The sequence below is a fragment of the Rhizobium sp. SVR5-2C genome, assembly GCF_056755115.1.
Genome location: NZ_JBNDHT010000106.1, coordinates 1 through 24852, shown reverse-complemented (window position 1 = coordinate 24852; position 24852 = coordinate 1). Strand labels below are relative to the sequence as shown.

Genomic DNA, 24852 nt, shown 5'->3' with positions numbered 1-24852 from the left:
GGTGCTGGAGGAGGGCAACAAGGAAGACTGGTTCGGCTCGGACTTCATCGTCCGCCTGTCGATTATCGCTGCGGTCTCGCTGACGCTCTTTTTGATTATAGAGTTCAAGACCGCGCATCCGCTGCTGAACCTCCGCCTGCTTGCCCGGCGCAACTTCGGCTTCGGCATTTTGGCGAACGTCCTGCTTGGGGTCGCGCTCTACGGCTCGGCCTTCGTGCTGCCGATCTACCTGTCGCGTATTCAGGGCTACAATTCCGAACAGATCGGCATGGTTCTCGCCTGGACCGGCATCCCGCAGCTCGTGCTCATTCCTTTGGTGCCGCGGCTGATGAAGCTCATCGATGTCCGGTTGCTCATTGCTGTGGGCTTTGCGCTCTTCGCAGCCTCGAACTTCATGAACGTCTATATGACCGGCGACTATGGGAGCGACCAGCTGTTCTGGCCGAATGTCATTCGCGCCGTCGGACAGGCGCTTGTCTTCGCACCTCTCTCGGCTGTCGCCACGGCAGGCATCGAGCAGGAGAACGCAGGCTCGGCCTCCGCACTCTTCAACATGATGCGCAACCTCGGCGGCGCCGTCGGCATCGCTTCGCTGCAGACCTTCCTCTCGAAGCGCGAGCAGTTCCACTCGAACATCCTGACGAACTCGGTCAGCGTCTTCGAGGAGGCAACCCGCGTCCGCGTCGCGAGGCTCACGACCTACTTCATGAACCACGGCGTCAGCGACCAGGCCACAGCGACGCACAAGGCCCTCGTCGCCATAGCTTCGAGCGTGCGCAAGCAGGCCAACGTCATGGCCTTCAGCGACGCGTTCTTCCTGCTTGGCGTCGGGCTGGTCGTCGCGCTCGTCGCAACGCTGCTTCTGAAGAAGCCCGGCCAGGTCTCCGGCGCTGGCGCTCACTAAGGAGATGGACATGAACACGATCATTCAGGAGCCCATGTCCCACCGGGATCCGGCCGGTAAGGGACGGAGCGTCGATCCCGCCTCCATCCTGTCCGTTCTGGAATGGCTTTCCGGTGACGAATGCCATTCCGTCGACGAGGCTGGCCTTGTTGCCGGTCTTGGTCGTAGGCTGCGTCAGATCGGGCTACCGGTCGACCGGCTGAGCCTCCACCTGATGACACTTCATCCGGAAATCCTTGGTCGGACCGTCGCCTGGGCGCCGTCCGAGCCCGTGGAGATCCACGACCGGGAGCATGGCATGAAGATGGCCTTCGCGGCCAGCGCGCTTCGGAAGGTGATGGAGTCGCGGGAACCGATGATCGTCGATGCCGATGACCCGATGTGGCCCTGGCAGCATATCGACGTCTTCGAGGGGCGGGGACTTGTCCAACTCGTGATCGCCCCGCTCTGCAACGTCGATGGCCCGGTGAGCGCCGCGGTATTTGCCACAAAGCGGCCCTCCGGCTTTACGCTCTCCGAGATCCACGTCATCGAGCGCATTCTTCCCGCGCTTCGCAACAGCTGCGAGATCAGGGTACTGCGGCAGGCCGAGCTCTCGCTGCTCGACACCTACATCGGCCCCATGACTGCCCAGCGCATCCTTGCCGGCAGGATTCGCCAGGGCGAGATCGAAACCATGGAGGCTGCGCTTCTTCTCTGCGACCTTCGCGGCTTCACGGAGCTCTCGAACCGGCTGGCCGATGAAAAGGTCCTCGAACTTCTGAACGCCTACTTCGACATCGTGGTGCCTGCGATCACCAGCCAAGGCGGCGAGGTCTTGAAGTTCATGGGCGACGCCGTGCTCGCGTTCTTCCCGAGTTCCGACGCCGCAATGGCGAGCGAGCAGGCCCTGGCGGCCACCGACCAGATCCTCGACGATCTCACGAAGCTCGAGCTGGGAGGAGTCCGCATCGAGGCGAGCGTCGCTCTGCACTACGGAAAGGTCAGCTATGGAAACATCGGCTCCGGCCGGCGGCTCGACTTCACCGTCATCGGATCGGACGTCAACCTCCTCAGCCGAATCCAGACCGCCTGCAGCGCGCTCGGGAAGTCCGTCCTGATGTCCGATGCCTTCCGTCTCCGGGCCGGGACGAACAACATCGTCTCCACCAAGCTCCATCACCTGAAAGGATTCAAGGATCCGATCGAGCTGTTCACGCTGGCGGAAAGAGGAGGAAACGCAGCTTAATATGGTGCCGGCCGCGGCGACCGGCTCGCCCTAGAAGGTGGCGCGCCTGACCGGTGGCCTCATAGCTAAATCACCGTGATAGATGGTCGGAGTGAAGAGATTGGAAATCAAATATGTCATTGAAAGCAACGACTATTTCCACTCTTTGTAACGCTGTGACGGTCGAGCTTCTGTTCAACTGTTTGTCGACGTATAATAGGCAAGCGGAACTGCCATCAATCGTTTCATCACCGGAACATTTGACTTAAACCTACATCAGCGAATGGATCGCTTTTCCGCACGCCTCCAAGTAATTTGTTGTCGCGGTAGCGTCTTGTGGGGAGATCGGTGTCTTAGCATGCGTCACTGGGTCCATGTCGGACTCATGGACGATCGCATTGCGACGTTGAGCGATAAGCCTGAGTTCCGTTTGCGCGTCCTTCGCGGACTTTCCCAGGATTGCGCTGATCCTTTCCCATTTCTGCCTTTCGTCCCAGATGAGAGAAAGGCCGTCAGAGACTTTGATTGGGTCTTGGAATGATAGCCTTCCGAGCTTTCGCACCACTGCTTGCTCAAACACAATTTCCGGCGGCGGTAACGTCGCGGATTTGATTGCGACGTGCGTCTGCATATCAATCGCCTCAGCAAGATATTTGGGTGTTGCGGGGCGGATGCTGGAAAAAATCTGCACCATGCCAATTCTAATCAGGTCGTGCATTAGCTTGTCGAACGCTGCCATCGAAGTGACGATCTGCCCCCTTAGAAGATCATCGGCATTAAACGGAATGCCTTGATTCTTGATGTGATGAAACAGAGCGCTCTGGTTACGTGCCTCGCTTAAGCTGCTGTCGAAAACGGCAACCGCTTTAAGCATAATCTAGCAGGTCCGCGATTTTAGACGATAGCCCTTGAAACTGGTCTCTGAAAAACGCCCGTCGTTCTTTGAAGCCCTCGAGGATGGGACCGGTCGCGTCAAGCTCATCGTCTTCAAGGGCGAAGACGGGAACCCCTGCTTGGTGCGCTTTGGGAAGAAGACCTTGGAAATCGGGAATTTCGCCGAGACAATAGTGTTCCCCTTCCAGCCCTCCATACCCTGCGGGTTGTAACGTCATTCCGGCTACCTGCAAGGCGCTGAAAACTTCTCCCTCAACCACAGCGTTAATTTCATCGATATTGTTTCGATACGGCGCAGCCGCTTTGCCTTTGCGAATGTTGAACCGCTGAATAACCGTACCAACGAATTTGGGTGTGCCCTCCGGGAGTGGATAGGCTGAATCTTGGAACAGGCTGATCGATGAGCGCTTCCAATTCACCCATCGCGGCAGAGTAGTTTTTAGTGTTTGAAGCGCCATAATTGAAAACGGATCGGGATTCGTGGGGATCAGGAACCCGTCTGAAACAAGAAAGAGGTTTTGATTGATCGCACTCAAACTTGGATTGAGATCAATTATTGTATAGTCTATTTCATAGCGTTCTTCGGTTAACCGGATCAGTTCGGAGAACGCGCCCGGCAGATTCTGCAACGTTGTAATAGCGTTATTGGCCGTCTGAGCGAATGTTAGAGCAGCGTCGTAGGCCGATAGGTTCGCATGGCCCGCTAGTAGAAACACATTGTTGTTTCGTGCAGGGCTAAAGCAATCGACAGCCTGAAGGGGCACGGGCTTACCTTCAAATGCGGGCGCAACTCCGTCCTTTAGGTTCTGGTCCTTCGTCGCTTCATCGAAATAATAGGCTTCGAAGTCGTCCCCCAGTAACAGTCCAGAAAGATTGCACTGCGAGTCCGCGTCGACAAAAAGCACTTTAGCATCGGCAGCGAGCGCCCAGCCGACGTTATAAGCCGTCGTCGTTTTGCTCACGCCGCCTTTGTGATTGAATACAACAAGCCGTTTTACCATGGATTTCCCCTTGCGATTTTTGCACGTTACACGGGAGAGGTGAGTCGTCCAACGGTATCCATGTTCCGTAGTTCGGCATCGAACGCGATTCGTTCGTTGTAGTTCAGCAAGGCAATCTGAACGACGGGCAGGGGATAGCGGGCCCGGCGTGATCGCTTCTCTCTTGGCGACCTGTACTTCCGTTCGGCCACGGCGATTTGCGCATGAAGCCCGACTAGGGCCGTAGCAAGACGCGCAACAGCAGCCCGGCGATTCCCGGGCCAACCGGTTCGCGAAGTCCCGATTTGTTGTCGAGGAAGGGGCGAAGGTCTTTTGGGGACTAGGATCCGGGCGAAATATCTTCCGTCGCGGTTAAGCCGGTATCGGTGTTTTGCGGCATTCCAAACTTCCGTTTTGTTACATGGTTTGTAACAGGAAGTTGGCCGAAACCCCAAGAAAATCAGCTTCTTCAGCGTTTTCAGGGCAAAGCGATGGTCGGAGTGGAGAGATTCGAAATCAGCTATGCGATTGAATTTCAACGACTATTTTGACCGTTTTGTAAGCTTGTAATGACCGCACTTTTGTCCGGAGACCTAAGCCTAGTGCATCAATTCGAGTTCCGGATCAAGTCACATCTGAAGCTGCACGGTCGCCCGTGTCGGCGACCGTTTGGGAAATGCGGATAGAAAAATCGGAACGCTCAGTTAGAGCAGGTTGCCTTGACGGTCATCGGACTCGCGTTCCGCCTTTTTGTAGCCCTCGCTGTGTCCGAACGGCAGTTGTGGGCGTCGCTTGTCGAGAATTTGTGCGGCTGTCATGATCTGCACCCGTGGTATCTTCTGTCCACCGGTCTCATAGATACCAGCCGCGGCCGCTTCGCGCTCCATTTCACGTGTCGGCGCATTCAGCGACAGAAAGATGCCGAGTGCCGCTTTCTCCCGTTCCATTGTCCCCTTGAGGTCGCGAATGTCACCGGATTTGATGCCGCCGCCTTTGACTGAGATTATTGCAAACTGCGGCGATCTGTTCGCATCGCGGAAATGAAGGAGGCCGTCAATACCACGGTCCATCCCTTTCTTGCCGCCTTTATAGGGTTGGCCTCCGATGGAACCGACGATCCATTTCTGAAATTCATGTTTATCCCGCGTAGCGAGATCTCGCGCAGCTTGCTCATCTCTTGGAACCCCGAATACTTCGTAGGCGATTCCAGGAAAGGCTTCTTTCAACCTCCGCTCGATGAGGCCAATTGCCAGATGCGTGACGTCAATTCCAATCCACTGACGATCTAATTTTTGCGCTGCATGGACCGTTGTTCCGCAACCGCAAAACGGGTCGAGAACTACGTCTCCTGGCCGCGACGAGGCGGATATAATGCGCTCAAGCAAAGCAACTGGCTTTTGAGTAGGATATCCGAGTCGTTCTTTCGCCGTCTGGTTTAGTCGGTCAATGTCAGTCCAGATATCACCGACGGTTACAACTCGATTGTCCGGATCGAAGGGGAAGTCATCACGTCTGCGCGGAAAACCTCCGTCTGCTGGGAAATGAATTAACCCTTGGTCAGCCCACTCATCAAGCTGCGAGTGCCCGTTACCCCAATGGCGCCCCATGTCGGTTGGATTGAACCCCCGCCACGCCTTGCCGCTGTCTCCGTCTTTGGTAATTCCAGATCCCGTGAGCTCATATGTTTGATATTTAAGACCATCGCTACCCGTTATGAGGGTGTGGGGCATTTTCGTCTTGTCTGCCTTAACTTTGGGAATGCGATGTTTATTCGCCTCGTCTGAGTAGTGAAAGATTATGTCGTGGAGGTGCGGCCAATTTGAGGGAGTTCCTCTTGCATTGGTCCGCTTCCAAACGATCTCAGCTCGATAACTACGTGCGCCAAAAATAGCGTCGAGAAGGATTTTCAAGTAGTGGCTGGCGGTTGGATCGCAGTGCAAATACAACGAACCGGTTGGCTTAAGGACGCGGTGAAGTTCGATCAGTCGAACAGCCATCATGGTTAGGTAGGCCATCACGTCGTTTTCACCGAGCGCTGAACGCATTGCGCGTAGCAGCACCGCAGCATCAGAGTTTTCGCCTGACAAAACCTCGTCGAACGCGAGTTCTGCCGCATCAGTCCAATGCCAACTGTCATCAAATGCTTCGATCTGGGCAGCGGATTGTTCACCGGTCGGGTTTTTGAATAGGACGTTATACGATGCGTTCGAGTTGAAGGGAGGATCAAGGTAAACTAGATCGACTGAATTTGAGGGGATGCTTTCGCGAAGCACCGACAGGTTGTCGCCGTAATAGAGCTTGTTTGTCATTCAATGCCAGGTCCGACTCGCAGTATCTCCGTTTCTTATGCAACATCAGATTGAAACATGAAAGCCCGCAGATCAGTCGACCGGCAGAAGCGCTTTTCGAAAATGCACCAATTTTCACAGCGTGACATCGCTTTGAAAACTGCTCTAGCGTCTCAATCGGTTGATTCGTTTTTTGGGGACACGTGGTGGTTACAGTTAGACAAGCGCTTGGAGCATTTGGGGAGCAACGGGTGGTCCAAGGCTGTCACTGCCCAAAATGCAAGAGGACGAAGACATTAGTTCGCCTCCCAGCAAACTTCAAATGTGCCGACATCATTTGTGACTTCTGCGGCTACTTGGCACAAGTTAAGGCAGCAAGCGCGAAGCGATTAGACATATTGCCGAAATCGATACTAGGGGCTGCTTGGGGGCCTCAGCAGGCAAGAATGCAAGCGGCAATTTACTTTCCGCTCTTTGTAGTTCTGGTTGCACCTGACCAAGATTATTCAATTTTCTATCTATCCGCCGACCTGCAAGAGCCGGATATGTTCAAGCCTCGTAAACCACTGTCAGAAAACGCTCGTCGTGCTGGTTGGCAAGGCTTTATCTACGATATGCAAGCTGTTGAAGGTCGTGCCGTTCGGCTACGATAACCCGGAGAACGTCCGCCGATGTTTCCCCATCGGAATCATTCTTCGGTCGTGATCTGAACTTCTAATTTCGCGCCTTGCGCCATCCGGCAGCTCGTGCGTCCGCTTCCGAGCAAAACCACCGCTCACCATATTGCGGGCTGATCTTGGTTGTCGCGTAATACTTTTGGCCGGGAACGTGATAAATGCGCTCCCTGCTGTCGATGCTGATGTTGCCTTTGATGTTGCAGCCGCCTGCCGAAGCAGTGACAGAACGGACGACATCGCCAGCGCTATACAATCCCGCCGCACCAACGAGCATAAGACCCGCCATGAGGCCCGGCGCTGCCTTTGCGGTGGAAAGGATGCTGCTTTGCTTCTTCGGCTTCCAATGCTTGCGGGGGTTGCGCATAGGGTTTCCTCCGTTGCGCGCATTAGTAGCATCGGAGAATTTAGAGACCATTGCAGGGATCGTTAAAAAGCCTGCCGATCTTCACCGGAGGGCCACCTCGTTCTAATGGCTACTTGCGCTTCTTCTCGTCCCAGGAGAGGACCGAAGCGGCGAGCTTCTTGGCGTCAGCAGGGATAGGCTTCTTGCTACCAAGGCGGCTCGCACTAGAAGCGCTCGAGGATCCTCTGCGCCAGGTCGAACCCATCAGGGACACGGGAAAACCTACCTTCATGCTCATTCTTCGGCTCGAAGCCTTGGGAGTAGAAGACCCGTTCCTTGTCACCTTCACGAGCGATCAACCATTCATCATCGAACCACCAACTATCAGGCAGCATCTTCTTATAAGTCTGGATGAAACCCACGATCTTGACAGAGCCGAGAAAGCGCTGCGCTGCCTTCAGCATAGCAACAACGTCGCCCTTGCCATCATCACTCTGCCCCGCGAACGAGGTTAACAGGTCGTCCTCGGTCCGAATGCCGATAAAGCGCTTCATCAACTCGTGGCGCTGCTCTACCCCGTCGGCGACAATGTTAAAGCTACGATCCTTATTGAAAGGCGATTCAAAGTGTTCCCCCTTGATGACCGACGGACCAGGAACCACGAAAGAATAGCAATGCATACTGTCTCCTATGAGTTGCTAGTTGAAGCCTTACAATCCGTCGCTTGTTTTTCAGTTAATCAGCGCGGAGGCGGAGCTGCTCAGGACTCTTTGCGATCAAGCATTTTTACCACATTCCAGGCCAGACGAAGATCCGCGCCGAGCCGTGTCCCCAGATCGTGGTGTTGTAAACAGTCGTTCAAGCCCGCTTCCACGTTGCGACCATGGTGTTGATCTTTGGTTGAACGCGGCGTCGAGCTTCTGCACGCTCGACGCCCGTCAACAGCAATTGGTCATAGTCGGTCATAGTATGCCGAAGGACGTTTTGCATGGTGATGCCAACGGCCTTTCCGACTGATGCTCCATTCCAGTCCTTCTTACTGATTTCGGCGACGAAGAATGCGACGGCAAAATCCGGGCAACCGGGGTGCTTGCGCCGAATGTGCCTTTCGACGGTTTCAGGTGAGAACTTTGCCATTAGCTGAATCCAAAAAAGAAAGGCCCGCCGAAGCGGGCGGCTCCCTCTTTAAAGTTCTCCTTCGTCCGGCATGCGGACGCCGTTGACAGTCACCTCGCTTGTGAAGCTGACGTTGATCTTCGCGCCGGTGACTTCCTCAAGGGCCTTCATGGTCTGCCCGGTAGAAAGAAACTGGTCAATGACGTCATCGGGCACTTGCGCAAACGAGTGGGGACCGAGATCAAGGGCCGTTGCCATGCGTTTCTGAAAATCACCGATGATGTCACGAGCGACGGAATGAATGGCCTCTCCCTGGCTTTCGTGATGGCGATGGTTCTGCTCAAGGATGCGCTGCAACGCGGGTGACAGGCGATGTTGGCTACGCAGGTGATTAGCGATTTGATCCAAAGGCATAGGCGCAGCTTGTGTGGTCGTCTCATCCACGATGAGCGTTGCTGTGGTCGTATTCGGCATGATAAAACTCCTTGTCTAATTGGCGTGAGAAGACAGGCATTGCCTGTCACGTTGATACCTGCCGGTTGAAAGAGGGCTCAATCTACCTTCGACCGGCAGGGTCCAGATCAGCAGAAATCCATCCGCCAGCGGGCTACGCCGCAATCGGTTGCAGGTCCTGCGATGTCTGGGATTTCGCATTAGTCACATCGTTTGTTGGGAAACAAGATGGCGAAAGATGGCGAGTTTGTTTCGTTGCCGGAACGTTTTCGCCATAGCTGCTCAAAACACTTTCCGGACAAATTCCGGCGATCTCGCCAAGCGCGATCTTGAAGGCGTCGGCATCCTTGGAAACGTAGGCGTCTGCTGACGCTGCAAGCAGCGCTTCCAAAAGTCGGGAATAGGTCGCGGAGTCGATAATGTATTGCGGCATGCAGGTTGGAAACTCCCTGTGACGGTTTGTTGTTGATGCCTCAATCATCGGGTATCCATGAATCGGCGTCAAGCTCGTCGAGTGAACAAAACCATTGTTTTTCAAATACTTACTGTAAGTAAATGTTGATTGATCGGCCTTAGTGGCGCTTTGACTCGTAGAAGGCCGCTGGCGCGTTTCTCGTTCCGGTAAATGGGTGAGACTCGCCGAAGCCTTCTTCGCGCTGGATGGGCTTCCTTGAGTCTTTCTATGCGCCTTCTGCCGGGCGAGGCTGGCCTCATACTCTTCACGAGCAGCGGCGCGCGTTGCGTTGCACTGATAGACAATCTTGTTGGTGCCGAGTGCTTCCGCCGTCCGGTCGAAGTCCTTGGCGATGTAAGCGGCCCATCCGGTCGCGCTCCAAAGCTTGCAAATGTCGGTTTGGCGTCCAGCGCCGCAACTGTGGGCTTTCCCGCCTGCACTCTTCAGGGCCTTGCTGAAAGCTTTGCCTTCTCTGCGCTCAAGGGTAACGACGCCATGAGCATGAAGCCGCCCGGTCTTGGTGACTTCCAACGCAAGCGAGATTGGCACGGCGCGGCCTAGTTCGCGTCTGCAAGCTCGTTGGATTTCATCGGCGAGACGCTTGGCGGGACGATCCGACTTCCGAAGCTGAGCCTGCCTCTTCGGCGTGAGGTTCAACGAGAATGCTAGAGACTCACTGCGAAAGGCAAAATCTAGAACCCGGCGCTCGCGATCTTCAGATGAGAGACGGGACCAAGCTTTCGTTTTCTTGTGTGCGGCCTTCGCTAGCTTGTGCTTGCTGCCGATGTATCGAAGGGTGCCTTTGCCTTGGCGAGCAAACCATCGGGTGATGAAGGGTAGTTGATAGGTGAGGGTGGTATGGCTGTTGCCATATACTAGACCTCCATCTTTGCCAGTTGCCGGGATGCCTTGCACGGCAGGCGCTATAGCGTGATTTGCGCACGTCGAGAATGTTGCAAAACACTCGTTTTTGCAGCCGCTAATAAGAGGAATTTCGGCAGTAAAAGGCGCACAAGATTCTTGACCTTCGCGCCAACGATGGTAATATATATGCATTCAACAGCCTTTAAGGGTCCGGTCATCAGTCGAAAAGCTGACCGGCCCTTTTCTTTTGCGATTAATGCATTGTAGCAAGGGCGAAACGCACCATCAATAGTTCTGACTGTCTAGTAACCAACCTAACTAGGACATTAGACAGCCAAAATTATACATAAAGTGATTGACGTTGCTTAATGTGCGTGGGAGAATCATTGTATCAAAAGAGCAGCGTGATGCTGCTTCAGAGATGTCAGAACTGATTGCGAGCGCCGGAAGTCAGAAATGGCTTCCGGCGTCTTGCGTTAGCGGCCCTTTCCGGCGCTGAGCATATTCCCAGGCTTCATTTGCCGCATAAGCTCGTCACACACCACCGAACGCATGGTTGCTTCCATCTGGCTACCGATCTGCTTTGCGAGGTCGGCATTCTGTTCAGGGGTTCCCCCTTGTGCGTTTACCGTAACCGGCGCGGAAATACTGATCTGCTGGACCGGCGAAATGTTGCTATTCCCGGTCTTGAGGTCAGGTGAGCGGATAGTGGGCGCGTTGCCGACATAGCCGCCTTCAGCAAAGCCGCCGAGCGCGCCACGGTGAAGCGCCTCAAGGTTGCCAACGCCGATCCGGCTAGTTGCCTTCTTGCTCATGACGAATTCGCCACGATGCACGACGCCTGCCGGTTCATACTTTCCGCCGTCGCCGGTATAGCCGCCCTCGCTGAAACCGAAGATCGCGCCGAGAATGCCGCTGCCAGCGCCACCGAACAAGCCGGCGAGCGGTCCCTTGCCGAGAAGCGCGGCCTGAAGCGTGGCGTCAACAAGGTTGTTGAGCAGGCTCTTGAGCGCACCGTTCAAGTCCTGCGTGCCTGTAAGAAGGCCGGAAAGCGTGCTTGTGAAACTTTCCGCGAAATACTGCTCTGCCGTCTTCAAGCCTTCGGTCGAAGCGGCAACTTCCTTGTTCTTGCCGTCAAGCTGCTGCGTGAGCGTGATCTTCTCGCGGAGCTTCTGAAGTTCGGCGTCGGTGAGCGTGATACCCGCGCGCTTCGCTTCCTGCTGCGCCTGATACACGGCAAGCTCAATCCGCTGCTGCGAAGCTGACATGCCGGAAATCGACTGTTCGAAACGGGCAAGGTCAAGACCTTCCTGCACCGTCTGGTTCAAGCTCTTGCGGGCCGCGTCCTGCTGCTTGAGCAATTCGGTGCGTTGCTTCTCGCTATCGGTCGGTGCAAGCGGCTGCGTTGCCGTGGGTGTTCCGGCATAGGCACTGCGAATGGTGCCATCGTCCACGCGGTTAAGGCCGGTCCATTCCTGCCGAAGCGATGCCGGATCACTCCCACGACGGCGAAGCAGGGCGCGTCCAAGTTCGTCCTGGGTCTTCTCATCAAAGAGCCTATCACCTGAAAGGCCAAGTTCCTTGGTGAGCCCTTCAAGGGTCGCGCCCGTGATCTGGTAGCGGCCAAGCGCCGAAGAGCCCTTGCCGTCGCCATAGAGGGCGCGGTTCGCAGGATCGGCGAGCATCTGCTTCTGAAGGTCGCGAACCTGATTGAGCGTCATGCCGACAAGGTTTTGAGCGCCGCCCGTCCAGCGCCCGTTGTCGAGGGTCGCGTTATAATCCCCGCCGCTTTCAACCGCTCCAATGAGGTCAAGGATATTGTCGTGCTTGCCGAAGCGGACGATGCTCTTCGCGCGGTTCGCGAGATCGGTCGCGTTCATGACTTCGCCCATCGTCCGGGCATTGCCCACGGCGCGCTGATATGCGGCGTCAATGCCGTCCGTCGTGGCGAGGGTGTCGAGTTCGGCCTTCAGCTCCGGCACAAGCTTCTTCAGGTCGGCGAGCGCGGTCTTGAAGTTCGCGGCTGCGGTCGTGTTCGCCGAAAAGCCCCTGCCGACATTCACGGTCATGTCGGACAATTCCTTGAGGGCGTCCTTCAGTTCGTAGCTTCCGCCGCCCAAATCGGTAATCTGGTCATCAACAGCGGCCAGGGCCGCGCGAAGCTGGCGAAGCTCTGCTTCCTTCATGACGTTGAACGGATTCGCTTCGGTGTCGGCGATCTGCCGTTCGATCTTCGCCCGCTGGTCCTGAAGGCGCTTCAACTGCTGTTCGGGGCTGTTATAGGCCGCAATGGCGCGGTCGCGCGCTCCCCCGGAAGGATCATTGATAAAGCCGATAATCTTCGACGCGACGTTGACGCCTTCAACCGCCGCCTGCTTGGCATAGACCGTGAAGTTGCGCCACATTGTCGAAAACTCTCGATCGATCTTCTTCGCAGACTCAATCTGTTCGTCGGTGAAGGTCGCCGCCTCATTCCGCATGTTCTGGATTTCGGCGACGGAAATGCCGAGAACCTTGGCGAGTTCTTCCGCGCCGGTCCCGCCGAACACTTCGTCAAGGATACGGGTCTGCGCTGCCGCGTCCATCTTCTGAAGCTTGCCGATGATTTCATCAAGGAAACGGTTCGGATCCTTCAGCTTGGCCGCAACATCGGTCGCGCTATAGCCGAGCCGCTGGAATGCTTCTTCGGCGCTGCCCTTGCCGGTCTTGGCAAACTCGTCGCCGCGAATATTCAGTTCCTTCAGGGCGTCGGTTATGCCGTCAATGCTCATTCCGGTCGCGGTCGCGACATAGGTCCACTGCTGCCAAACCTTCGAAGAGACGCCAGCCTTGCGGGCCTCGCGGTCAACTTCGGCAACGCTATCGGCGATTTCCTTGAACGCGACAGCTGCACCACCAACGGCAGCGACAACAGCGCCGCCCTTCATGAGTGGGGCGAACATGCTTTCGAGTTTTTGGCCGATGGATGCGGCCGCCTTGCCGAGCGTCTTTTCCATGTTTTCTGCGGACTGTCGGGCGCGGCCTTCCATCTTGTTGAAGTTGTCGTTCGTTGCGGAACGGGCGCGTGCCATGTCCCGCTCATACTTGTTAAGCCGGGCCTCAAGGCTCACGACAAGGCGCTGCGTGTCATCCATTGCGGTATTTCCTTTATGCTGCTTCGGTGCGAAGCCGGTCAAATTCGTCGGGGTCGCGGTCGAAAATCGAGCGTTGATTATCGTTGGCGACGGCGCGCGATACGGCCATCGCGGCAGCAACTGCGCCGTCAATGCGGTCAGTCTTCTTTCCCTTGTGCATTCGAACAAGGCCGGTATCGTTGCGGCTGGCAACGACGCTATCGAAGTGATGGCGAAGGATCGGGTGCCCGTTGTGCCGAATCATGCGGCCATTCACGGTGCGCTCAAGGTGCCCGATAGCCGGTCCCATCGTGAGCGGTCCCTGTCGCATCTCGATTGCGGGCAAGCCGTCATCATGGAGGCGCTGCATCGTCATACGGGCAAGGTGCGGGTCAAAGGCGATTTCCCGCACGTCGTCGTTGTCGGCGCAAATCTCGCGAATGTGCGTCTCGACCACTTCGGGTTCGATCACGGGGCCATCGATGACAGTAATCTTGCCTTCGTCGCGCCACTGCTCATAAGGAACGCCGTCACGCTGCGAACGGCCCTTCAGGTCTTCGCCAGGAACAAAGAACCACGGGTGAACCGTGATGCGGCGATCATCGTGACGCCATGCGCCAACAACTGCGGTCAAGTCGCCATTTACTGACATATCGACGCCAAGGAAGCACGGCAGGCCGGACAGGTCGGCAAGATCGAAGTGCGGATCAAGCCCGGCGTCATAAACTCCCATGTCGAAAAGCGGATCACGCGAAGCAGCCTGCCAAATATTCAGGTTGAATTGCTGGAACGCGAAACGCTCTGCCGGGCGGTCGGCAGCTTCCTTCGCTGCCGTGCGCAAGGCGTTCAAGTTCGGGAAGCCGTGGGCAAGGCCGGGATTAACACGGTGCCAAACGGCTTCATCCTGCCAATCGTCGCCGGGCGCTGCTTCGAAGATGATCGGCAGATAAGCCGGGTTTTCGATTTCGCCGCGTGCAACCTTGCGGGCGTAGTCGTATTCAGTGAAGCCAAGATTTTCGGAACCACGCCCGGCAGTCGTGGCGATCACCATAAGGTTGCCGCTCGTCTTCACCATGCCGGACTTCAGAGCTTCCCAAAGATCGCGGCCCTTCCAAACGTGAATTTCATCGACAAGCACAAATGCGGGCGTCTTGCCGTGCTGAGCCGCGCCGTCGCTCGAAATTGCCTGAAGTTCTACGCCTTCCGACTTGAGGGCGATCTTCTTTGCGCTGTTGTGCGCGTCATAGATGCGGGTTGCGGCGACAAGACGCTTGTCCATACGCACAATGTTCGCCGCTTCCTTGAAGCCAAGCCCGGCTTGCTCGCGGTCGGACGCTGCAAAGATCACCTGTCCGGCAGGAACGCGTTCCGGCCCGATGGTGTGAAGAAGTGCGAGGGCAGCGGCGAGACTGGTCTTGCGATTGCCGCGCGGGATCATCCAAAACACGGTTTCGACAATTCGCCTGCCGTCCGGGTGCCGGGGTCCGTAGATACGGCGAACAATCCGCTCCTGCCAATCGTAAAGCTGGAAAAAGTGGCCTAGAGCCGTGCTGTTCGGGTGCTTCAGCAACCGAAGAAATTTCACGGCGCGTTCGCCATAGCCGAACGGGTCGTCTATCGGACTTTCGTCAAAAATCCATGCGGGATAGGTGCTTGCCATCAACGCACCTTGAGCGGGTTGTCGCTGTCGTCGTCGTCACCGGCAGCACTGCCGACACGGGCGCGCGATACCGGAGAGAGGCCGTATTCAGCGGCAAGCTGCCGGGCAGTCTGCATTGCCTTGTCCTGAAGGCGGCCAAGCTTCATGTCGATTTCGCCCGAACTGCGAAGGGCGTCTTCGATCTCGCGAACAAGGCCACGGGCGCGGCAATAGTCTTCGACGCCACCGAGATCGCCGCGCGTGATAATTCCACGTTCGATAAGGCCGGGCATAATCCGCTTCCATTCGGCCCGCGCATAGGCTGAAAGCTCCTTCGGCGCTGCCGGTGCCTTCTTCAATGCGCTGCTGTCCGGTGCGATTGCGGGCTTAATGCCGCGAAGGTGTGTCACTTCAGGGCCTCGCCGCGAAGCTCGAGCGCGTCACGCCTGCCAAGCTCCTTGATTTCCTTCAGTCCGTAAGCGGTGCCGTCATAGGTCACGCGGTCGGCAGTCGTAATGCCAGGGCGATAGCGGACACGGAAAATCACGGTGCCGGTCTCTGCCTCGCCGTAGCCCGTGAAGAATTCGCTCGCCGTCTGTTGAATGACTTCCGCCCAGACAGCGGCAACCGGCGTCCACGCCTTCACGACGCTGCCGGACGGCTTAACGGTTTCCGTCTCGCGTTCGATAGAAATACGCCGGTCCATGTTCCCGATATTCAACATATCAGATGATCCACCGAACAAGGGCTTCAACGGAAAGAACGCCATGACCGTAGGCAGGGTCAGGATCGCGCGGGTATCGGGACGCGGTGACGCGGAAATGATCGCAATAGCCGCCTTCGATAGGCAGGCTTTGCTTGTCGAGCGCGGCCATAACAGCGCCTGCAATCGCCTTCGCGGCGTCCTGTCCGGCGTCCAGCGTCCAAATATGCAAGTCGAGATAAACCCACGCCGTGCGCTGACTGGCGTAGTCGTGGCCGTGCAAGCTCGTGTTGCCGTCGCTCATGATGATGCATGGCGTCTTGTCGGGTCGCGTGCTGCCAGAACGAATATGGTCGGCAGGAACGAGCGCCGTCACTGCCGGGGCGGCAATGAGAGCGGTGCGGATTGCAGTCTGAAGTGCAAGGGTCGGTTCAATCATTCCATGCGTCTTTCACGGCCTTCTTCGCGGCGCGGTTGATACGGTTCTGCAGTCGGTTCCGGAGAAGGCGAAGGGCAGGCCAAAAGAAGGGCTGCGCTTCGGTGTCGGACGTGCCGTATTCGACAAGGTGCGCATAACGAACGTCACTGTTTCCAGCGGTGACAATCACCTCGGATTCACCTGCCACGCGAGCACCGCCCGGTTGGGAGTAGGCAGGCGTCGATTGTCCCGGCATGGTGACATGGATGCTGTCGATCAATGCGCCGGTATCGCGCGACGCTTCGGCCAGCGCCTTCTGTGCGTCGGCAAGCTCATTTGCAGACTTCAGCAGGGCCGGAAGAACGGCCTCACGTGGCGCGCGCCTGAGGCGGTCGAAAGCTGCCATCGTATCGGCTAGGCCGTTGCTGCTCTTATTCGCCATCGCCGAACCACTTTTCACGGTAGGAATCGAGGATCGACGTGACGCCGAGCGGCGCAAGCTGCGCTGAAACGCCGAAAGTCGCGATGTTTCTGCACTCGAAATAGAAGGAAACGAGGCGCAAAACTGCGATTTTCACGTCTGCCGGAAGCGGGGCCAGGTCGGCGAGCGGCTTGCCGATGTAGTTCGAGATCCACGCTTCCGCGCCATCGATATAGAGCGAAACGAGCTCATCTTCGGCGCTTCCGTCGATTTTCATGTGTGCCTTGGCGAGTTCTAGACTGACTGCGGACATGCTGAATTTAGGCCTTCTCTGAAAAAGTTATTTTCGGTGTCTCTTGCGCGGTGCTCCCCGCGCCGGTCCCCTCGAAAGACACAAAATTGGAGACTACCCCCGGCCCCTCCTTGCGCGTCATGATTGAAGACAAGTAGGCTCTCGACTCAAGCAGACACGCGTGGAGAACAGCAGAATGGACCTGACGCCTATCAACGAAGCACTTGGGCTTGCTTCCAGCGCTGTAGGGCTTACCGGCAAGGCGGCTTCGACTATCGGAGCCATCAAGAAACTTTTCGAAGGGGGCAAAGCACCGGATAGTAGCGAGGCTTCGAAGCTCCTGAACGCGCTCGCCACGGAATTGACAATGGCGAATATGACGAATGTTCAGCTTAGCGATTCCCTCAAGACACTCAGCCAGGAACTGCTGCGTCAAGACGATTTCGAGAGAGAGAAGGCTAGATACGAGCTCTCCCGGACCCCCGAAGGCGACATGGTCTACAAGCTTAAAGATGACATGGCAGAAGGGCAGCCGATGCACTTCATCTGCCCCGTGTGTCTCAACCGGGATAAAGTGATCAGCTACATTCGGGGTCAGGGCGAGTATCGCACTTGCCAAGCTACAACCGACCACCTTTTCCACTTCCGTAAGGACGGCAGACAAAGGTATGTCAGTGTGTCGGGCGATTTCTAATCTCATAGACTGCGCTCCTGCCGCTGCTTGATTGAGTTGTGGCAAGGTGCGCAAAGAGGCTGCCAGTTGGCGCGGTGCCAAAAGAGGCTACGGTCGCCACGGTGCGGAATGATGTGGTCAACTACGGATGCAAGGCGCGTAACGCCGTGCTTGCTGCATTCCCGGCAATGTGGATGCGAGGACAGGTATTCGGTGCGGGCCTTGCGCCATTCGTGGTTATAGCCACGGTCGCGGGCAGAAGGACGGCGCGCGTCGTGTCGGGCGTTGCGCTCGCGGCGGGCGTTGCTCTGGCAAGTGCAAAACTCACCATGCGGAACGATGTTACCGCAACTGCAAAGGCGCGGTGGCTTGCTCATTGCTTCCCCCGCTTTGCATTTGCCTTCAGCTTGGCTAGCCCGTTGCGGGCTTCTTCGTCGGAGAGTTCCTCACGCGGATCGCGAGCGGCCTTCTCGTGCTCAGCGCTTCCGTGAATGGCCTTCAGCTTGGCGATGTGCCCGGAGTAAGCATGGTCAATCTCGGTCGGCGTGGCGCTCCATGTCGCTTCAGGCGTCCACCCAAGCCAGCCGGTCGCCTTCTCAAAAAGGTCAGCATAGAATTCGGGCCAAGCAACCGGCTTGCCACTGCTAGATGCGGCCTTCGGATGCGGCGCGGGCTGCAACATGGCGACAAGTTCGGCGAGCGATACGCGAATAGCCAAGATGAAAGAGGAAAGCGGCTTTCCACCTTGGGAGGAAAGGAAAGCCGCTGCATCTTGCCGGGAGACAGAAGCGGCAAGGATGATTTCAGAAATGATGGTGAAGCTACCTTCATCCAGCGCCCGGAACATGGTCGCAAAGCCAAAGCGTGCTTCAAGGGTAACAGCAGCCCGCAAGGAAGGGCGAAGCGTCACGGTGTTTCCACCATGCGCAATCGTCACCTCCTCATATGCGGGCCGCTGATAGATCATGGATTAGGCCGTTGCCATCTTCAGCTTACGGAAGACATCGCTACGAACGACGCCAGCACCGACACGACGGCGGGCGTGGAAGCGGATCATGCCTTCGGTCGCGAGCAAATACGGGTTCGGACGAACCTGAAGCTCGATACGGTCATAGATGCGATAACCGGCCTTGAAGTCGCCGAAGATGATCGGGAAGGCGTCCTCTTCAATGTCAGGCATGTCGAGAAGTTCGACAACAGGGCGGCCAAGGATCGTTTCGGGCTGGCCCGCCTGATACGACGGCTGCCACAGATAGTTGCCGTTGCCGTCCTTCAGTTTGCGAACTGCGGCGAGGGTCGTGCCGTTCATGGCCCACGTTCCCCGGTTCCGGTAAACGCCCGGCAGGGAATACATGAGTGTGATAAGGGCGTCGGCGGAAAGGTTTGTCGCGTGGCCGTTCAAGCTGTTGGTGATTCCAGCTTCCGCCATGAAGCCCTTCGGCTCGACTGCGGCGCTGCCGTTGACGAATGCGAGGCCTTCCTTCGCGCCGAAATCTTCGGCGAGGGCAAGGCGGATTTCTGCTTCAACGTCGTGGCTGGCGTCTTCGATCAGCCAGTTGCCGACATCGACGTGCGTGGTCATTTCCTTGACGGAAAATTCCATCTGCTCGAAGGTCGGTTCGGATGCTTCGGAAGCAACGGCTTCACCCTTCCATTTCGCGTTCGTGACGGTCAGACGCTTCGGCAGGATGACCGTATGCGAGCCGGTCGAACGAACGTCGGCGATACCACGAACCGGCGAGAATTCGATAAGGTTGCGGATGAATTCGCCGCTGGTCTCTTCCGGGGCGAGAACGTAGCCGGGCGCGTCGGTGGCAACGGTTAGGGCCTTGCGCTCGATTTCGTTTGTGCGGAGGAAATGCGAAAACGCCTTCTTCTCACTGTTGTCGTTTTCCGCTGCCGGGTGATTGTTGTTTGCGGCGAGCGGGCGATTTGCCTTGGCCTCCAGCTTATCCATGCGGGCTTTCAGAGCCTTTACTTCTTCCGGGGATGCAACCGGATCGACTTTCGTTTCCGGTTCGTTCTTCAGTTCGTTTTCCATGCTGTTTCCTTTGATGATGGACTTAACTTCGGTGACGTGCGCGCCGGGATGAACCGGGCGACGGCAAAGGGAAATTTCGGTAATGGTGAGATCGGTCAAAACACGCCCGCCTTCCGGGCGTGCCTTGTATTCGTGAAGCTGGTAGCCGATAGACAAGCCAGACATGACACCGGAACGGGCGCGCTGTCGTGCAGTGCGGGCGGGGCCGATGCCTTCGACAAACAAGCTGCCCTTCACTTCGAGGCCCTTGTCGGTCACGTCCATGCTGTCCCAAATGCCGACGACTTCGCGCTGTTCGTGCTCCAAGATCATTGGCACTTTGGACGCGAACCGGAATGCGGATGGCTCAATGAGGTCGCCGACGCTATCCGGCGAGCCGAAAGGCCATGCGATGCCGGTCACGGTGCCGGTGTCGTCAATCGAGACTTCGGCCTTGATTTCGAGGTTTTCTGCTTCGGTCATTGGGCAACATCCGCATAGGCTGCGTTGATCGCTGCAGTGAGATCGCCGGACGTTGCGGCCCGTCGTAGATCGTCCTGGGGGGAGCCGAAATCGTCGTCGTCTTCCTCGACCTCCGGCTTGCCGCTCCAACGGGCGTCCAGAATGTCGAAGGCGAGGGGGAAAACTTCCATGATCGGGCGCGGCTTGGCGTAGGTATCGACAAGGGTCTGCGCTTCAGCCGGGGAAATCCCGCCGCCGATAAGGGCGGTGCGGATGATTTCGACCATATCGGCGAAATGGAAATCCTGCCGCATGAAGCGGGCATAGAGCGCGGCGATACCAACGCCGGTCTTGCGCTCCAATTCGAGAATCATTTCGGACGTGAGGGCGAACTTCTTGTCGCCGTCACCAAAATAGGCGGTGAGTTCGGTCATGCATTTTCCTTCGGCGTCTGGCGATCTGCCGGGCCGGTCGTGGTGGATGTGTAGGGGTTTGCAAGTTCGTCGCCGCCGGGGAGGGCGGGGAGGTTCATCGCGGCGCGGACTTCGTTCGGCGTCATGGCGCGCATGGCGACAAGCTTGCCGAAGATTTCGGCCCGGCCTGCCGCGTCGGCACGCTGAAGGTCATCAATGACGAATTCGAAATAGAGGGTGTCGCACTCTTCATCGGTGAGAAGCACGGTCGCATAGGCGTCCTGCCATTTGTCCAGCCACGGGCGAAGGCAAAGCTGAAGGAAGCTCGCGGCCATCTGTTCCGCGTTGCTCCAAGTCGCGCGCTCAAGCTGATAGAGCATGTGGGGCGGAACGCCGAAGATCCGGGCGACTTCGTTGATCTGCTCAAGGCGGTTTTCGATGAACTGAGCGTCGGTGCTTGTCATCGTCGGCTGTTCGAACTTCCAACCGGCGTCCATAATCAGCGGGTCGCCGTTGGCGTTGGCTCGCCACTTGCGCCAGGACTTCAGAATATTGCTGATCGCCAGCGTGCCAGCTTCGCCACCCTGCAGCTTTTCATTGGTGATAATGCCACTTGGGCGAGCGCCGGAACCGAAGAACTGCGACGCGTGACGCTCCAGGACTGCTGCAACGCCGATAGCCTCGCGCCCAAGCTTGATCGGCGAGACGCCAGCGAAAGCAGGGATGTAAAGAACATCGCGATAAGAAAGTCGGACCTGTCCACGTTCGACGGAAACGAGATAGTAGGGTTCGCCATCGTCTTGGCACCTCCGCTGCACCTTGGAAGGGTCCAACCGGTGAAGCTCAAGGGGGCGGTCGTCAGATGCCCGAACGACTTGTGCGTAGCCCACGCCCTGAAGCAGGGCGTCAATCGTGAGATCGATGCGAAGCTGTCCAGCGCTCGTCCAGTCGTTCGCGCGGCTATGGGTAATCTTATGGCCGGTGTGATCCTTGGCCGCTTCCTTGCTGCCATCGGCTTCGCGATAGAGCTTGCAAGGAAGTGAGCCAATGGTCTCGGAGATCAGTCGGACAGCCTGAAGAACTGCCGGGACGTGCATCGCGGAATAGCCAGTAACGGACACGCCCGACGCAGTAGGTATAACGCCAAAGACATCGCCGATTGCTGAATCAGAAAGGGAATATGCCTTGCGTTCTTGGCGAACGCCAAGCGCGCTTGCAGCTTTCGAGAATACAGAGGCGAATGGCATTTAAGCTCCCAAAAATCAATCTGGGAACTATTGTCTCATGCTCAGAATACGGTGTGAATCCCAAAAATGAAAATAATCCTATAAATAGGAACTATGTCCTTACGCGGCCTCGTCACCGGTTGTTGACTTCCCGGAGGCGAACATGTCGCGCACCTTGTCCATCTGCTCGGCGATTTCGATTAGCTTGAAGTCGCTACCGCCGTAGTCGTCGGCAGAAGAACCGGAGGAACGGCCGGTGATGTAAAGCGCGGCCTTATGGCTGACGCCTCCGAAAAGCGCATCTTCGAACAGATGCCGAAAGCCGTGGTTTGGTGGTGGCATGTCATCCCGGTTCGGGAAAACCTTCTCATGTATCCATTCGCGAATACGCTGATCCTCATTCTTTCCACCCGGAAAAAGCCTGCCGTCTGACCGGGCCTTCACCCAATCAATGAAGCCTTCCTTGATCAAAGCGCGATGCACCGGCACCTTGCGCGCCTTGCCGGTTTTCGTCGTGCGCCCATCTCCTACGCGGATATAGATGAACCAATGACCGTCGATCTCAAATATATCACGCTTTTCGAGAGGCGTGATCTCGTTCACGCGCGCCCCCGTGTGAGCGATGATCCACGGGACCCAGCGAAAGCTCGCACGGGTAGCCGAGCGAGCAAATTCGAGAAAGTGCCGAGCATCTCTCAACGAGTAGGTCCGATCCGCACTGTCCTTCTTCTCTACAACCGGCAATTCTAAGGCTTTCCACGGGTCGCCATTAGGGAACATCGCGAGTTCAGATTGTGCGTTCGCCCAACCGATCAACGTTCGGATGATCGTAATTTTATCCTTGACGGTCTTACGAGACAGCTTTCCTTCACTGAGCATATGGTCCCGCCATGCCTTGCCATCGGCAAGCGTTACGGTAGCAACCTTCTTATCCCTGCGGAAATGTTCGAAGTCGTATTGAGCCGTCCGATATTTCTCAAGAGTGGCTTCGGACTTTGAGCGGCTTAGGCCAATCGCTCCTTTGCGTTCATGCTCTTCGATTACCCGGTCGAAAGTCCAGCTATCAAACTCTCGTATTTGCTCCTGCGCTTCCTGTTCAACTTTCTCCTGTTCAATAGCCTGGACAAGGACGGGGTGCTCAGGTTTGCCCGTAAAATCTCCCTCGTCACGTTCTGCGATGCGTGAGTAACCCTCATATTGGGCAATACAGATGTCTCGAGCGAGTTTGCGGAAGTCCAGATCAGCTGGCACATCGGCTTCAGTTTGGAAAAACCTCTCCAGAGTATCTCCGACGAGTGCGATATACTCTTGGTCAGTAAGGCGACCGGCAATTCCCTCTCGAAGCCTCTTTACCCGCAGATCGTCGAGGTAGCCCACGGTCGCATAGCGGTGATCGGAATCGCGGTTGAAGTCGTCATACGCGATTATCTCACGGTAGTGACGGACCATCAGTTTAGAGGGATCCACCGGATCAGTGTTGACGTTGATTCGCTTGCCTGTTTCGATCGCGTAAGCATCAGCCGCCCTCCTGATCTGCTCTTTGAACAGTGCGACGTGATGATGAAGGTTCTCCTTCGCCGTGCGCAAATCGGGGCCAAGGGGCGCTCGCAACTGCGTTTGGCCGATATAATTCTGAAGTTCCGGTCTAACCGGCACGCGGACAAAATACCGCCCGTCGAGAAATTGAAGATAAGTGGGGAGCTTCCGCTTCTTTGTTTTTGCCATGTCCGATGCCCGTTTTGTAACGAGTTTTGTAAGGGTGGTTCGGACAAAGGTGCTTGAAACACAAGGGTTTTCTTGAATTTCAATCACTTACAAGCGGGAAAAATGGTCGGAGTGGAGAGATTCGAACTCCCGACCCTCTGGTCCCAAACCAGATGCGCTACCAGACTGCGCTACACTCCGTGAGAGGGGCCAATACACGCTTCATACCGGCGCCGCAATATCAAAAACGCGTTTGCCCCATCCTTCGACGCTGCTTTGCCGTTCAGGATAGTGTCAGGAAGCCTCCCCATAGTTGCGCGGTTTTGAGTCAGGCGGAAACGCGGTGCCAGCCGCTCTGCGCTGGTGCACACGGAGCAAACCAATCGGCATGGCAAGGGAAAAGCAGAAGGCGTGGGTGCGCCCTGAAATCGGCAGCATCACGCTCGCAGTCATCGTATCGCTCTATATCCTCATCGTCGCCAATTACACGTTCTGGAGCCGGGCATTCGTCTATTTCGACAGCCATCGGCTGGCCTTCGCCGGCTTCGTGGTGGGCATGATCGCGCTGACGATCGCGATCGCCGTGAGCGTCTCCATGAAATACCTCATCAAGCCGGCGCTGATCTTCCTTGTGCTTGCCGCAGTCGCCGCGGCCTGGTTCACCGACCGCTTCGGCGTCATCATCGACCGCGAAATGCTTCGCAACGCCGCTGTCACGACGCAATCGGAAGCACAGCATCTGATCACCGCGAAGTTCATTCTCCACATGCTGCTCGCGGGCGTTCTACCTTCCGTGGCGATTGCCGGCGTGCGTGTCGTCCACCGGCCCTTTTGGAGCAAGTTTCTGCGTAATACGGCGGTGGTGCTGCCTTGCCTCGGCATCGTCGCGGTGGCCGGCATGGGCTTTTACTCCACCTACGCCGCCGTCGGGCGCATCCATCGTGACCTGATGATGACGATCAATCCGCATTTCCCGATCGGCAGCGCCATCTATTTTGCCGCCACCTATGGAGACAATCTCAATCTCGTGCGCCAGCCGATCGGCACGGATGCGCGCCAGATACCGGCGGCCGCGCCCGGCAAACCGCGCGTGCTGATCATCGTCGCAGGCGAAACGGCAAGAGAACAGGAGTTCTCGCTCGGTGGTTACGGCCGCGATACCAACCCGGAAATGAAAGCGCGCAACGTCACGTTCTTCCCCGATGTCACGAGCTGCGGCACGGAGACCGCCGTTTCCATCCCCTGCATGTTTTCCGTCTATCCGCGGACGCAGTACAGCCACCGAAAGGGCCTGGCGACCGATAACCTGACGGATGTGCTCGGCCACGCCAAGATCGACGTCGAATGGTGGGACAACGACACCGGGACTTACGGTGTCGCCGACCGCATCAAATACCAGTATCTGCCGAGTACGCGCGATCCGCGGTTCTGCAAGGACGGCGAATGCCTGGACACCATCCTGCTCGACAAGCTCGATGACTGGCTCGCCAGTGTGAAGGGCGACAGCGTGCTCGTTCTTCACCAGCTCGGCAGCCACGGCCCGGCCTACTATCAGCGCTATCCCGATGATAGCAGGCGCTTTACGCCC

The 24852-nt window shown here is 56.9% G+C and carries 26 protein-coding genes and 1 tRNA gene; 5 read left to right on the top strand and 22 right to left on the bottom strand.

What is annotated here, in order from left to right:
• Both ACPYOI_RS25210 and ACPYOI_RS25205 read left to right on the top strand, forming a co-directional pair.
• On the top strand, window positions 1–904 hold a 904-nt coding region (locus ACPYOI_RS25210), incomplete at its 5' end, for an MFS transporter (protein ID WP_481423525.1).
• Between the two features lie 10 nt (window positions 905–914).
• The gene (locus tag ACPYOI_RS25205) at window positions 915–2132 is read left to right on the top strand and encodes an adenylate/guanylate cyclase domain-containing protein (protein WP_481417566.1); all 1218 of its coding nucleotides are present in this window, start codon (window positions 915–917) and stop codon (window positions 2130–2132) included.
• Between the two features lie 250 nt (window positions 2133–2382).
• On the opposite strand, the gene ACPYOI_RS25200 is transcribed toward ACPYOI_RS25205, so the two are convergent.
• The 3 genes from ACPYOI_RS25200 to ACPYOI_RS25190 all read right to left on the bottom strand — a co-directional run bounded on the left by ACPYOI_RS25200 (window position 2383) and on the right by ACPYOI_RS25190 (window position 6294).
• Window positions 2383–2985: a HEPN domain-containing protein gene (locus ACPYOI_RS25200; protein WP_481417565.1), complete on the bottom strand. Its 603-nt coding sequence runs from the start codon at window positions 2983–2985 to the stop codon at window positions 2383–2385.
• Window positions 2978–4006 (bottom strand): ParA family protein, encoded by a 1029-nt coding sequence (locus ACPYOI_RS25195; protein ID WP_481417564.1) that lies wholly within the window; start codon window positions 4004–4006, stop codon window positions 2978–2980. The genes ACPYOI_RS25200 and ACPYOI_RS25195 overlap by 8 nt, the downstream gene beginning before the upstream one ends.
• A 683-nt stretch (window positions 4007–4689) precedes the next feature.
• The gene (locus ACPYOI_RS25190) at window positions 4690–6294 is read right to left on the bottom strand and encodes a DNA methyltransferase (RefSeq protein WP_481423524.1); all 1605 of its coding nucleotides are present in this window, start codon (window positions 6292–6294) and stop codon (window positions 4690–4692) included.
• Between the two features lie 182 nt (window positions 6295–6476).
• On the opposite strand from ACPYOI_RS25190, the gene ACPYOI_RS25185 reads away from it, so the two are divergent.
• Entirely contained in the window at window positions 6477–6926 is a 450-nt protein-coding gene (locus tag ACPYOI_RS25185) for a DpnI domain-containing protein (protein WP_481423523.1), read from the top strand.
• 61 nt (window positions 6927–6987) lie between these two features.
• Here ACPYOI_RS25185 and ACPYOI_RS25180 read toward each other — a convergent pair whose 3' ends face one another.
• The 12 genes from ACPYOI_RS25180 to ACPYOI_RS25125 form a co-directional block, all read right to left on the bottom strand.
• Window positions 6988–7314 (bottom strand): sunset domain-containing protein, encoded by a 327-nt coding sequence (locus ACPYOI_RS25180; RefSeq protein WP_481423522.1) that lies wholly within the window; start codon window positions 7312–7314, stop codon window positions 6988–6990.
• Window positions 7315–7517: 203 nt separating this feature from the next.
• On the bottom strand, window positions 7518–7973 hold the full coding sequence (locus tag ACPYOI_RS25175; RefSeq protein WP_481423521.1) for a hypothetical protein: 456 nt from the start codon (window positions 7971–7973) through the stop codon (window positions 7518–7520).
• 178 nt (window positions 7974–8151) lie between these two features.
• Window positions 8152–8430 (bottom strand): DUF2293 domain-containing protein, encoded by a 279-nt coding sequence (locus tag ACPYOI_RS25170; protein WP_481423520.1) that lies wholly within the window; start codon window positions 8428–8430, stop codon window positions 8152–8154.
• 48 nt (window positions 8431–8478) lie between these two features.
• Window positions 8479–8883, bottom strand: a complete 405-nt coding sequence (locus ACPYOI_RS25165) for a hypothetical protein (protein ID WP_481423519.1) — start codon at window positions 8881–8883, stop codon at window positions 8479–8481.
• A 133-nt stretch (window positions 8884–9016) separates the two neighbouring features.
• Complete coding sequence (locus ACPYOI_RS25160; RefSeq protein WP_481423518.1) at window positions 9017–10372, bottom strand: hypothetical protein; 1356 nt, start codon at window positions 10370–10372, stop codon at window positions 9017–9019.
• 284 nt (window positions 10373–10656) lie between these two features.
• A complete protein-coding gene (locus ACPYOI_RS25155) occupies window positions 10657–13314 on the bottom strand; it encodes a phage tail tape measure protein (RefSeq protein WP_481423517.1) in 2658 nt (885 codons plus the stop codon).
• Between the two features lie 13 nt (window positions 13315–13327).
• Window positions 13328–14953 carry a terminase large subunit gene (locus tag ACPYOI_RS25150; protein ID WP_481423516.1) on the bottom strand — a complete coding sequence of 542 codons (1626 nt, stop codon included), beginning with the start codon at window positions 14951–14953 and terminating at the stop codon, window positions 13328–13330.
• Window positions 14953–15342, bottom strand: coding sequence for a phage terminase small subunit P27 family (locus tag ACPYOI_RS25145; protein WP_481423515.1), 390 nt, complete (start codon window positions 15340–15342; stop codon window positions 14953–14955). Before ACPYOI_RS25145 ends, ACPYOI_RS25150 begins: the two co-directional genes overlap by 1 nt.
• Window positions 15339–15656: a phage head closure protein gene (locus ACPYOI_RS25140; protein ID WP_481423514.1), complete on the bottom strand. Its 318-nt coding sequence runs from the start codon at window positions 15654–15656 to the stop codon at window positions 15339–15341. Before ACPYOI_RS25140 ends, ACPYOI_RS25145 begins: the two co-directional genes overlap by 4 nt.
• Window position 15657: 1 nt before the next feature.
• Window positions 15658–16074, bottom strand: a complete 417-nt coding sequence (locus ACPYOI_RS25135) for a DUF3168 domain-containing protein (RefSeq protein WP_481423513.1) — start codon at window positions 16072–16074, stop codon at window positions 15658–15660.
• On the bottom strand, window positions 16067–16495 hold the full coding sequence (locus ACPYOI_RS25130) for an HK97-gp10 family putative phage morphogenesis protein (protein ID WP_481423512.1): 429 nt from the start codon (window positions 16493–16495) through the stop codon (window positions 16067–16069). The genes ACPYOI_RS25135 and ACPYOI_RS25130 overlap by 8 nt, the downstream gene beginning before the upstream one ends.
• Window positions 16485–16787, bottom strand: coding sequence for a head-tail connector protein (locus ACPYOI_RS25125; protein WP_481423511.1), 303 nt, complete (start codon window positions 16785–16787; stop codon window positions 16485–16487). The genes ACPYOI_RS25130 and ACPYOI_RS25125 overlap by 11 nt, the downstream gene beginning before the upstream one ends.
• A 175-nt stretch (window positions 16788–16962) precedes the next feature.
• On the opposite strand from ACPYOI_RS25125, the gene ACPYOI_RS25120 reads away from it, so the two are divergent.
• Window positions 16963–17460, top strand: coding sequence for a hypothetical protein (locus ACPYOI_RS25120; RefSeq protein WP_481423510.1), 498 nt, complete (start codon window positions 16963–16965; stop codon window positions 17458–17460).
• A 2-nt stretch (window positions 17461–17462) separates the two neighbouring features.
• Here the strand turns inward: ACPYOI_RS25120 and ACPYOI_RS25115 are convergent, their stop codons facing one another.
• The 7 genes from ACPYOI_RS25115 to ACPYOI_RS25085 all read right to left on the bottom strand — a co-directional run bounded on the left by ACPYOI_RS25115 (window position 17463) and on the right by ACPYOI_RS25085 (window position 23465).
• Window positions 17463–17816, bottom strand: a complete 354-nt coding sequence (locus ACPYOI_RS25115; protein ID WP_481423509.1) for an HNH endonuclease — start codon at window positions 17814–17816, stop codon at window positions 17463–17465.
• Window positions 17813–18406, bottom strand: coding sequence for a hypothetical protein (locus tag ACPYOI_RS25110; protein WP_481423508.1), 594 nt, complete (start codon window positions 18404–18406; stop codon window positions 17813–17815). Before ACPYOI_RS25110 ends, ACPYOI_RS25115 begins: the two co-directional genes overlap by 4 nt.
• Before the next feature lie 3 nt (window positions 18407–18409).
• A complete protein-coding gene (locus ACPYOI_RS25105; RefSeq protein ID WP_481423507.1) occupies window positions 18410–19942 on the bottom strand; it encodes a phage major capsid protein in 1533 nt (510 codons plus the stop codon).
• Complete coding sequence (locus tag ACPYOI_RS25100) at window positions 19939–20355, bottom strand: gene transfer agent family protein (RefSeq protein ID WP_481423506.1); 417 nt, start codon at window positions 20353–20355, stop codon at window positions 19939–19941. Before ACPYOI_RS25100 ends, ACPYOI_RS25105 begins: the two co-directional genes overlap by 4 nt.
• The gene (locus ACPYOI_RS25095; protein WP_481423505.1) at window positions 20352–21581 is read right to left on the bottom strand and encodes a phage portal protein; all 1230 of its coding nucleotides are present in this window, start codon (window positions 21579–21581) and stop codon (window positions 20352–20354) included. The genes ACPYOI_RS25100 and ACPYOI_RS25095 overlap by 4 nt, the downstream gene beginning before the upstream one ends.
• Window positions 21582–21680: 99 nt before the next feature.
• Window positions 21681–23285, bottom strand: a complete 1605-nt coding sequence (locus tag ACPYOI_RS25090) for a hypothetical protein (RefSeq protein WP_481423504.1) — start codon at window positions 23283–23285, stop codon at window positions 21681–21683.
• Between the two features lie 103 nt (window positions 23286–23388).
• Window positions 23389–23465: transfer RNA gene (locus ACPYOI_RS25085), tRNA-Pro, on the bottom strand.
• A 187-nt stretch (window positions 23466–23652) separates the two neighbouring features.
• Between ACPYOI_RS25085 and ACPYOI_RS25080 the strand changes: the two genes are divergently transcribed.
• On the top strand, window positions 23653–24852 hold a 1200-nt coding region (locus ACPYOI_RS25080), incomplete at its 3' end, for a phosphoethanolamine transferase (RefSeq protein ID WP_481423503.1).

Excerpts from the sequence above, each read along its gene's own strand:
- ACPYOI_RS25205 (WP_481417566.1), top strand. The coding sequence starts at position 915 with ATGAACACGATCATTCAGGAGCCCATGTCCCACCGGGATCCGGCCGGT.
- ACPYOI_RS25200 (WP_481417565.1), bottom strand. The coding sequence starts at position 2,985 with ATGCTTAAAGCGGTTGCCGTTTTCGACAGCAGCTTAAGCGAGGCACGT.
- ACPYOI_RS25195 (WP_481417564.1), bottom strand. The coding sequence starts at position 4,006 with ATGGTAAAACGGCTTGTTGTATTCAATCACAAAGGCGGCGTGAGCAAA.
- ACPYOI_RS25190 (WP_481423524.1), bottom strand. The coding sequence starts at position 6,294 with ATGACAAACAAGCTCTATTACGGCGACAACCTGTCGGTGCTTCGCGAA.
- ACPYOI_RS25180 (WP_481423522.1), bottom strand. The coding sequence starts at position 7,314 with ATGCGCAACCCCCGCAAGCATTGGAAGCCGAAGAAGCAAAGCAGCATC.
- ACPYOI_RS25175 (WP_481423521.1), bottom strand. The coding sequence starts at position 7,973 with ATGCATTGCTATTCTTTCGTGGTTCCTGGTCCGTCGGTCATCAAGGGG.
- ACPYOI_RS25170 (WP_481423520.1), bottom strand. The coding sequence starts at position 8,430 with ATGGCAAAGTTCTCACCTGAAACCGTCGAAAGGCACATTCGGCGCAAG.
- ACPYOI_RS25165 (WP_481423519.1), bottom strand. The coding sequence starts at position 8,883 with ATGCCGAATACGACCACAGCAACGCTCATCGTGGATGAGACGACCACA.
- ACPYOI_RS25160 (WP_481423518.1), bottom strand. The coding sequence starts at position 10,372 with ATGCATATATATTACCATCGTTGGCGCGAAGGTCAAGAATCTTGTGCG.
- ACPYOI_RS25155 (WP_481423517.1), bottom strand. The coding sequence starts at position 13,314 with ATGGATGACACGCAGCGCCTTGTCGTGAGCCTTGAGGCCCGGCTTAAC.
- ACPYOI_RS25150 (WP_481423516.1), bottom strand. The coding sequence starts at position 14,953 with ATGGCAAGCACCTATCCCGCATGGATTTTTGACGAAAGTCCGATAGAC.
- ACPYOI_RS25140 (WP_481423514.1), bottom strand. The coding sequence starts at position 15,656 with ATGTTGAATATCGGGAACATGGACCGGCGTATTTCTATCGAACGCGAG.
- ACPYOI_RS25135 (WP_481423513.1), bottom strand. The coding sequence starts at position 16,074 with ATGATTGAACCGACCCTTGCACTTCAGACTGCAATCCGCACCGCTCTC.
- ACPYOI_RS25130 (WP_481423512.1), bottom strand. The coding sequence starts at position 16,495 with ATGGCGAATAAGAGCAGCAACGGCCTAGCCGATACGATGGCAGCTTTC.
- ACPYOI_RS25125 (WP_481423511.1), bottom strand. The coding sequence starts at position 16,787 with ATGTCCGCAGTCAGTCTAGAACTCGCCAAGGCACACATGAAAATCGAC.
- ACPYOI_RS25120 (WP_481423510.1), top strand. The coding sequence starts at position 16,963 with ATGGACCTGACGCCTATCAACGAAGCACTTGGGCTTGCTTCCAGCGCT.
- ACPYOI_RS25115 (WP_481423509.1), bottom strand. The coding sequence starts at position 17,816 with ATGAGCAAGCCACCGCGCCTTTGCAGTTGCGGTAACATCGTTCCGCAT.
- ACPYOI_RS25110 (WP_481423508.1), bottom strand. The coding sequence starts at position 18,406 with ATGATCTATCAGCGGCCCGCATATGAGGAGGTGACGATTGCGCATGGT.
- ACPYOI_RS25105 (WP_481423507.1), bottom strand. The coding sequence starts at position 19,942 with ATGACCGAAGCAGAAAACCTCGAAATCAAGGCCGAAGTCTCGATTGAC.
- ACPYOI_RS25100 (WP_481423506.1), bottom strand. The coding sequence starts at position 20,355 with ATGACCGAACTCACCGCCTATTTTGGTGACGGCGACAAGAAGTTCGCC.
- ACPYOI_RS25095 (WP_481423505.1), bottom strand. The coding sequence starts at position 21,581 with ATGCCATTCGCCTCTGTATTCTCGAAAGCTGCAAGCGCGCTTGGCGTT.
- ACPYOI_RS25090 (WP_481423504.1), bottom strand. The coding sequence starts at position 23,285 with ATGGCAAAAACAAAGAAGCGGAAGCTCCCCACTTATCTTCAATTTCTC.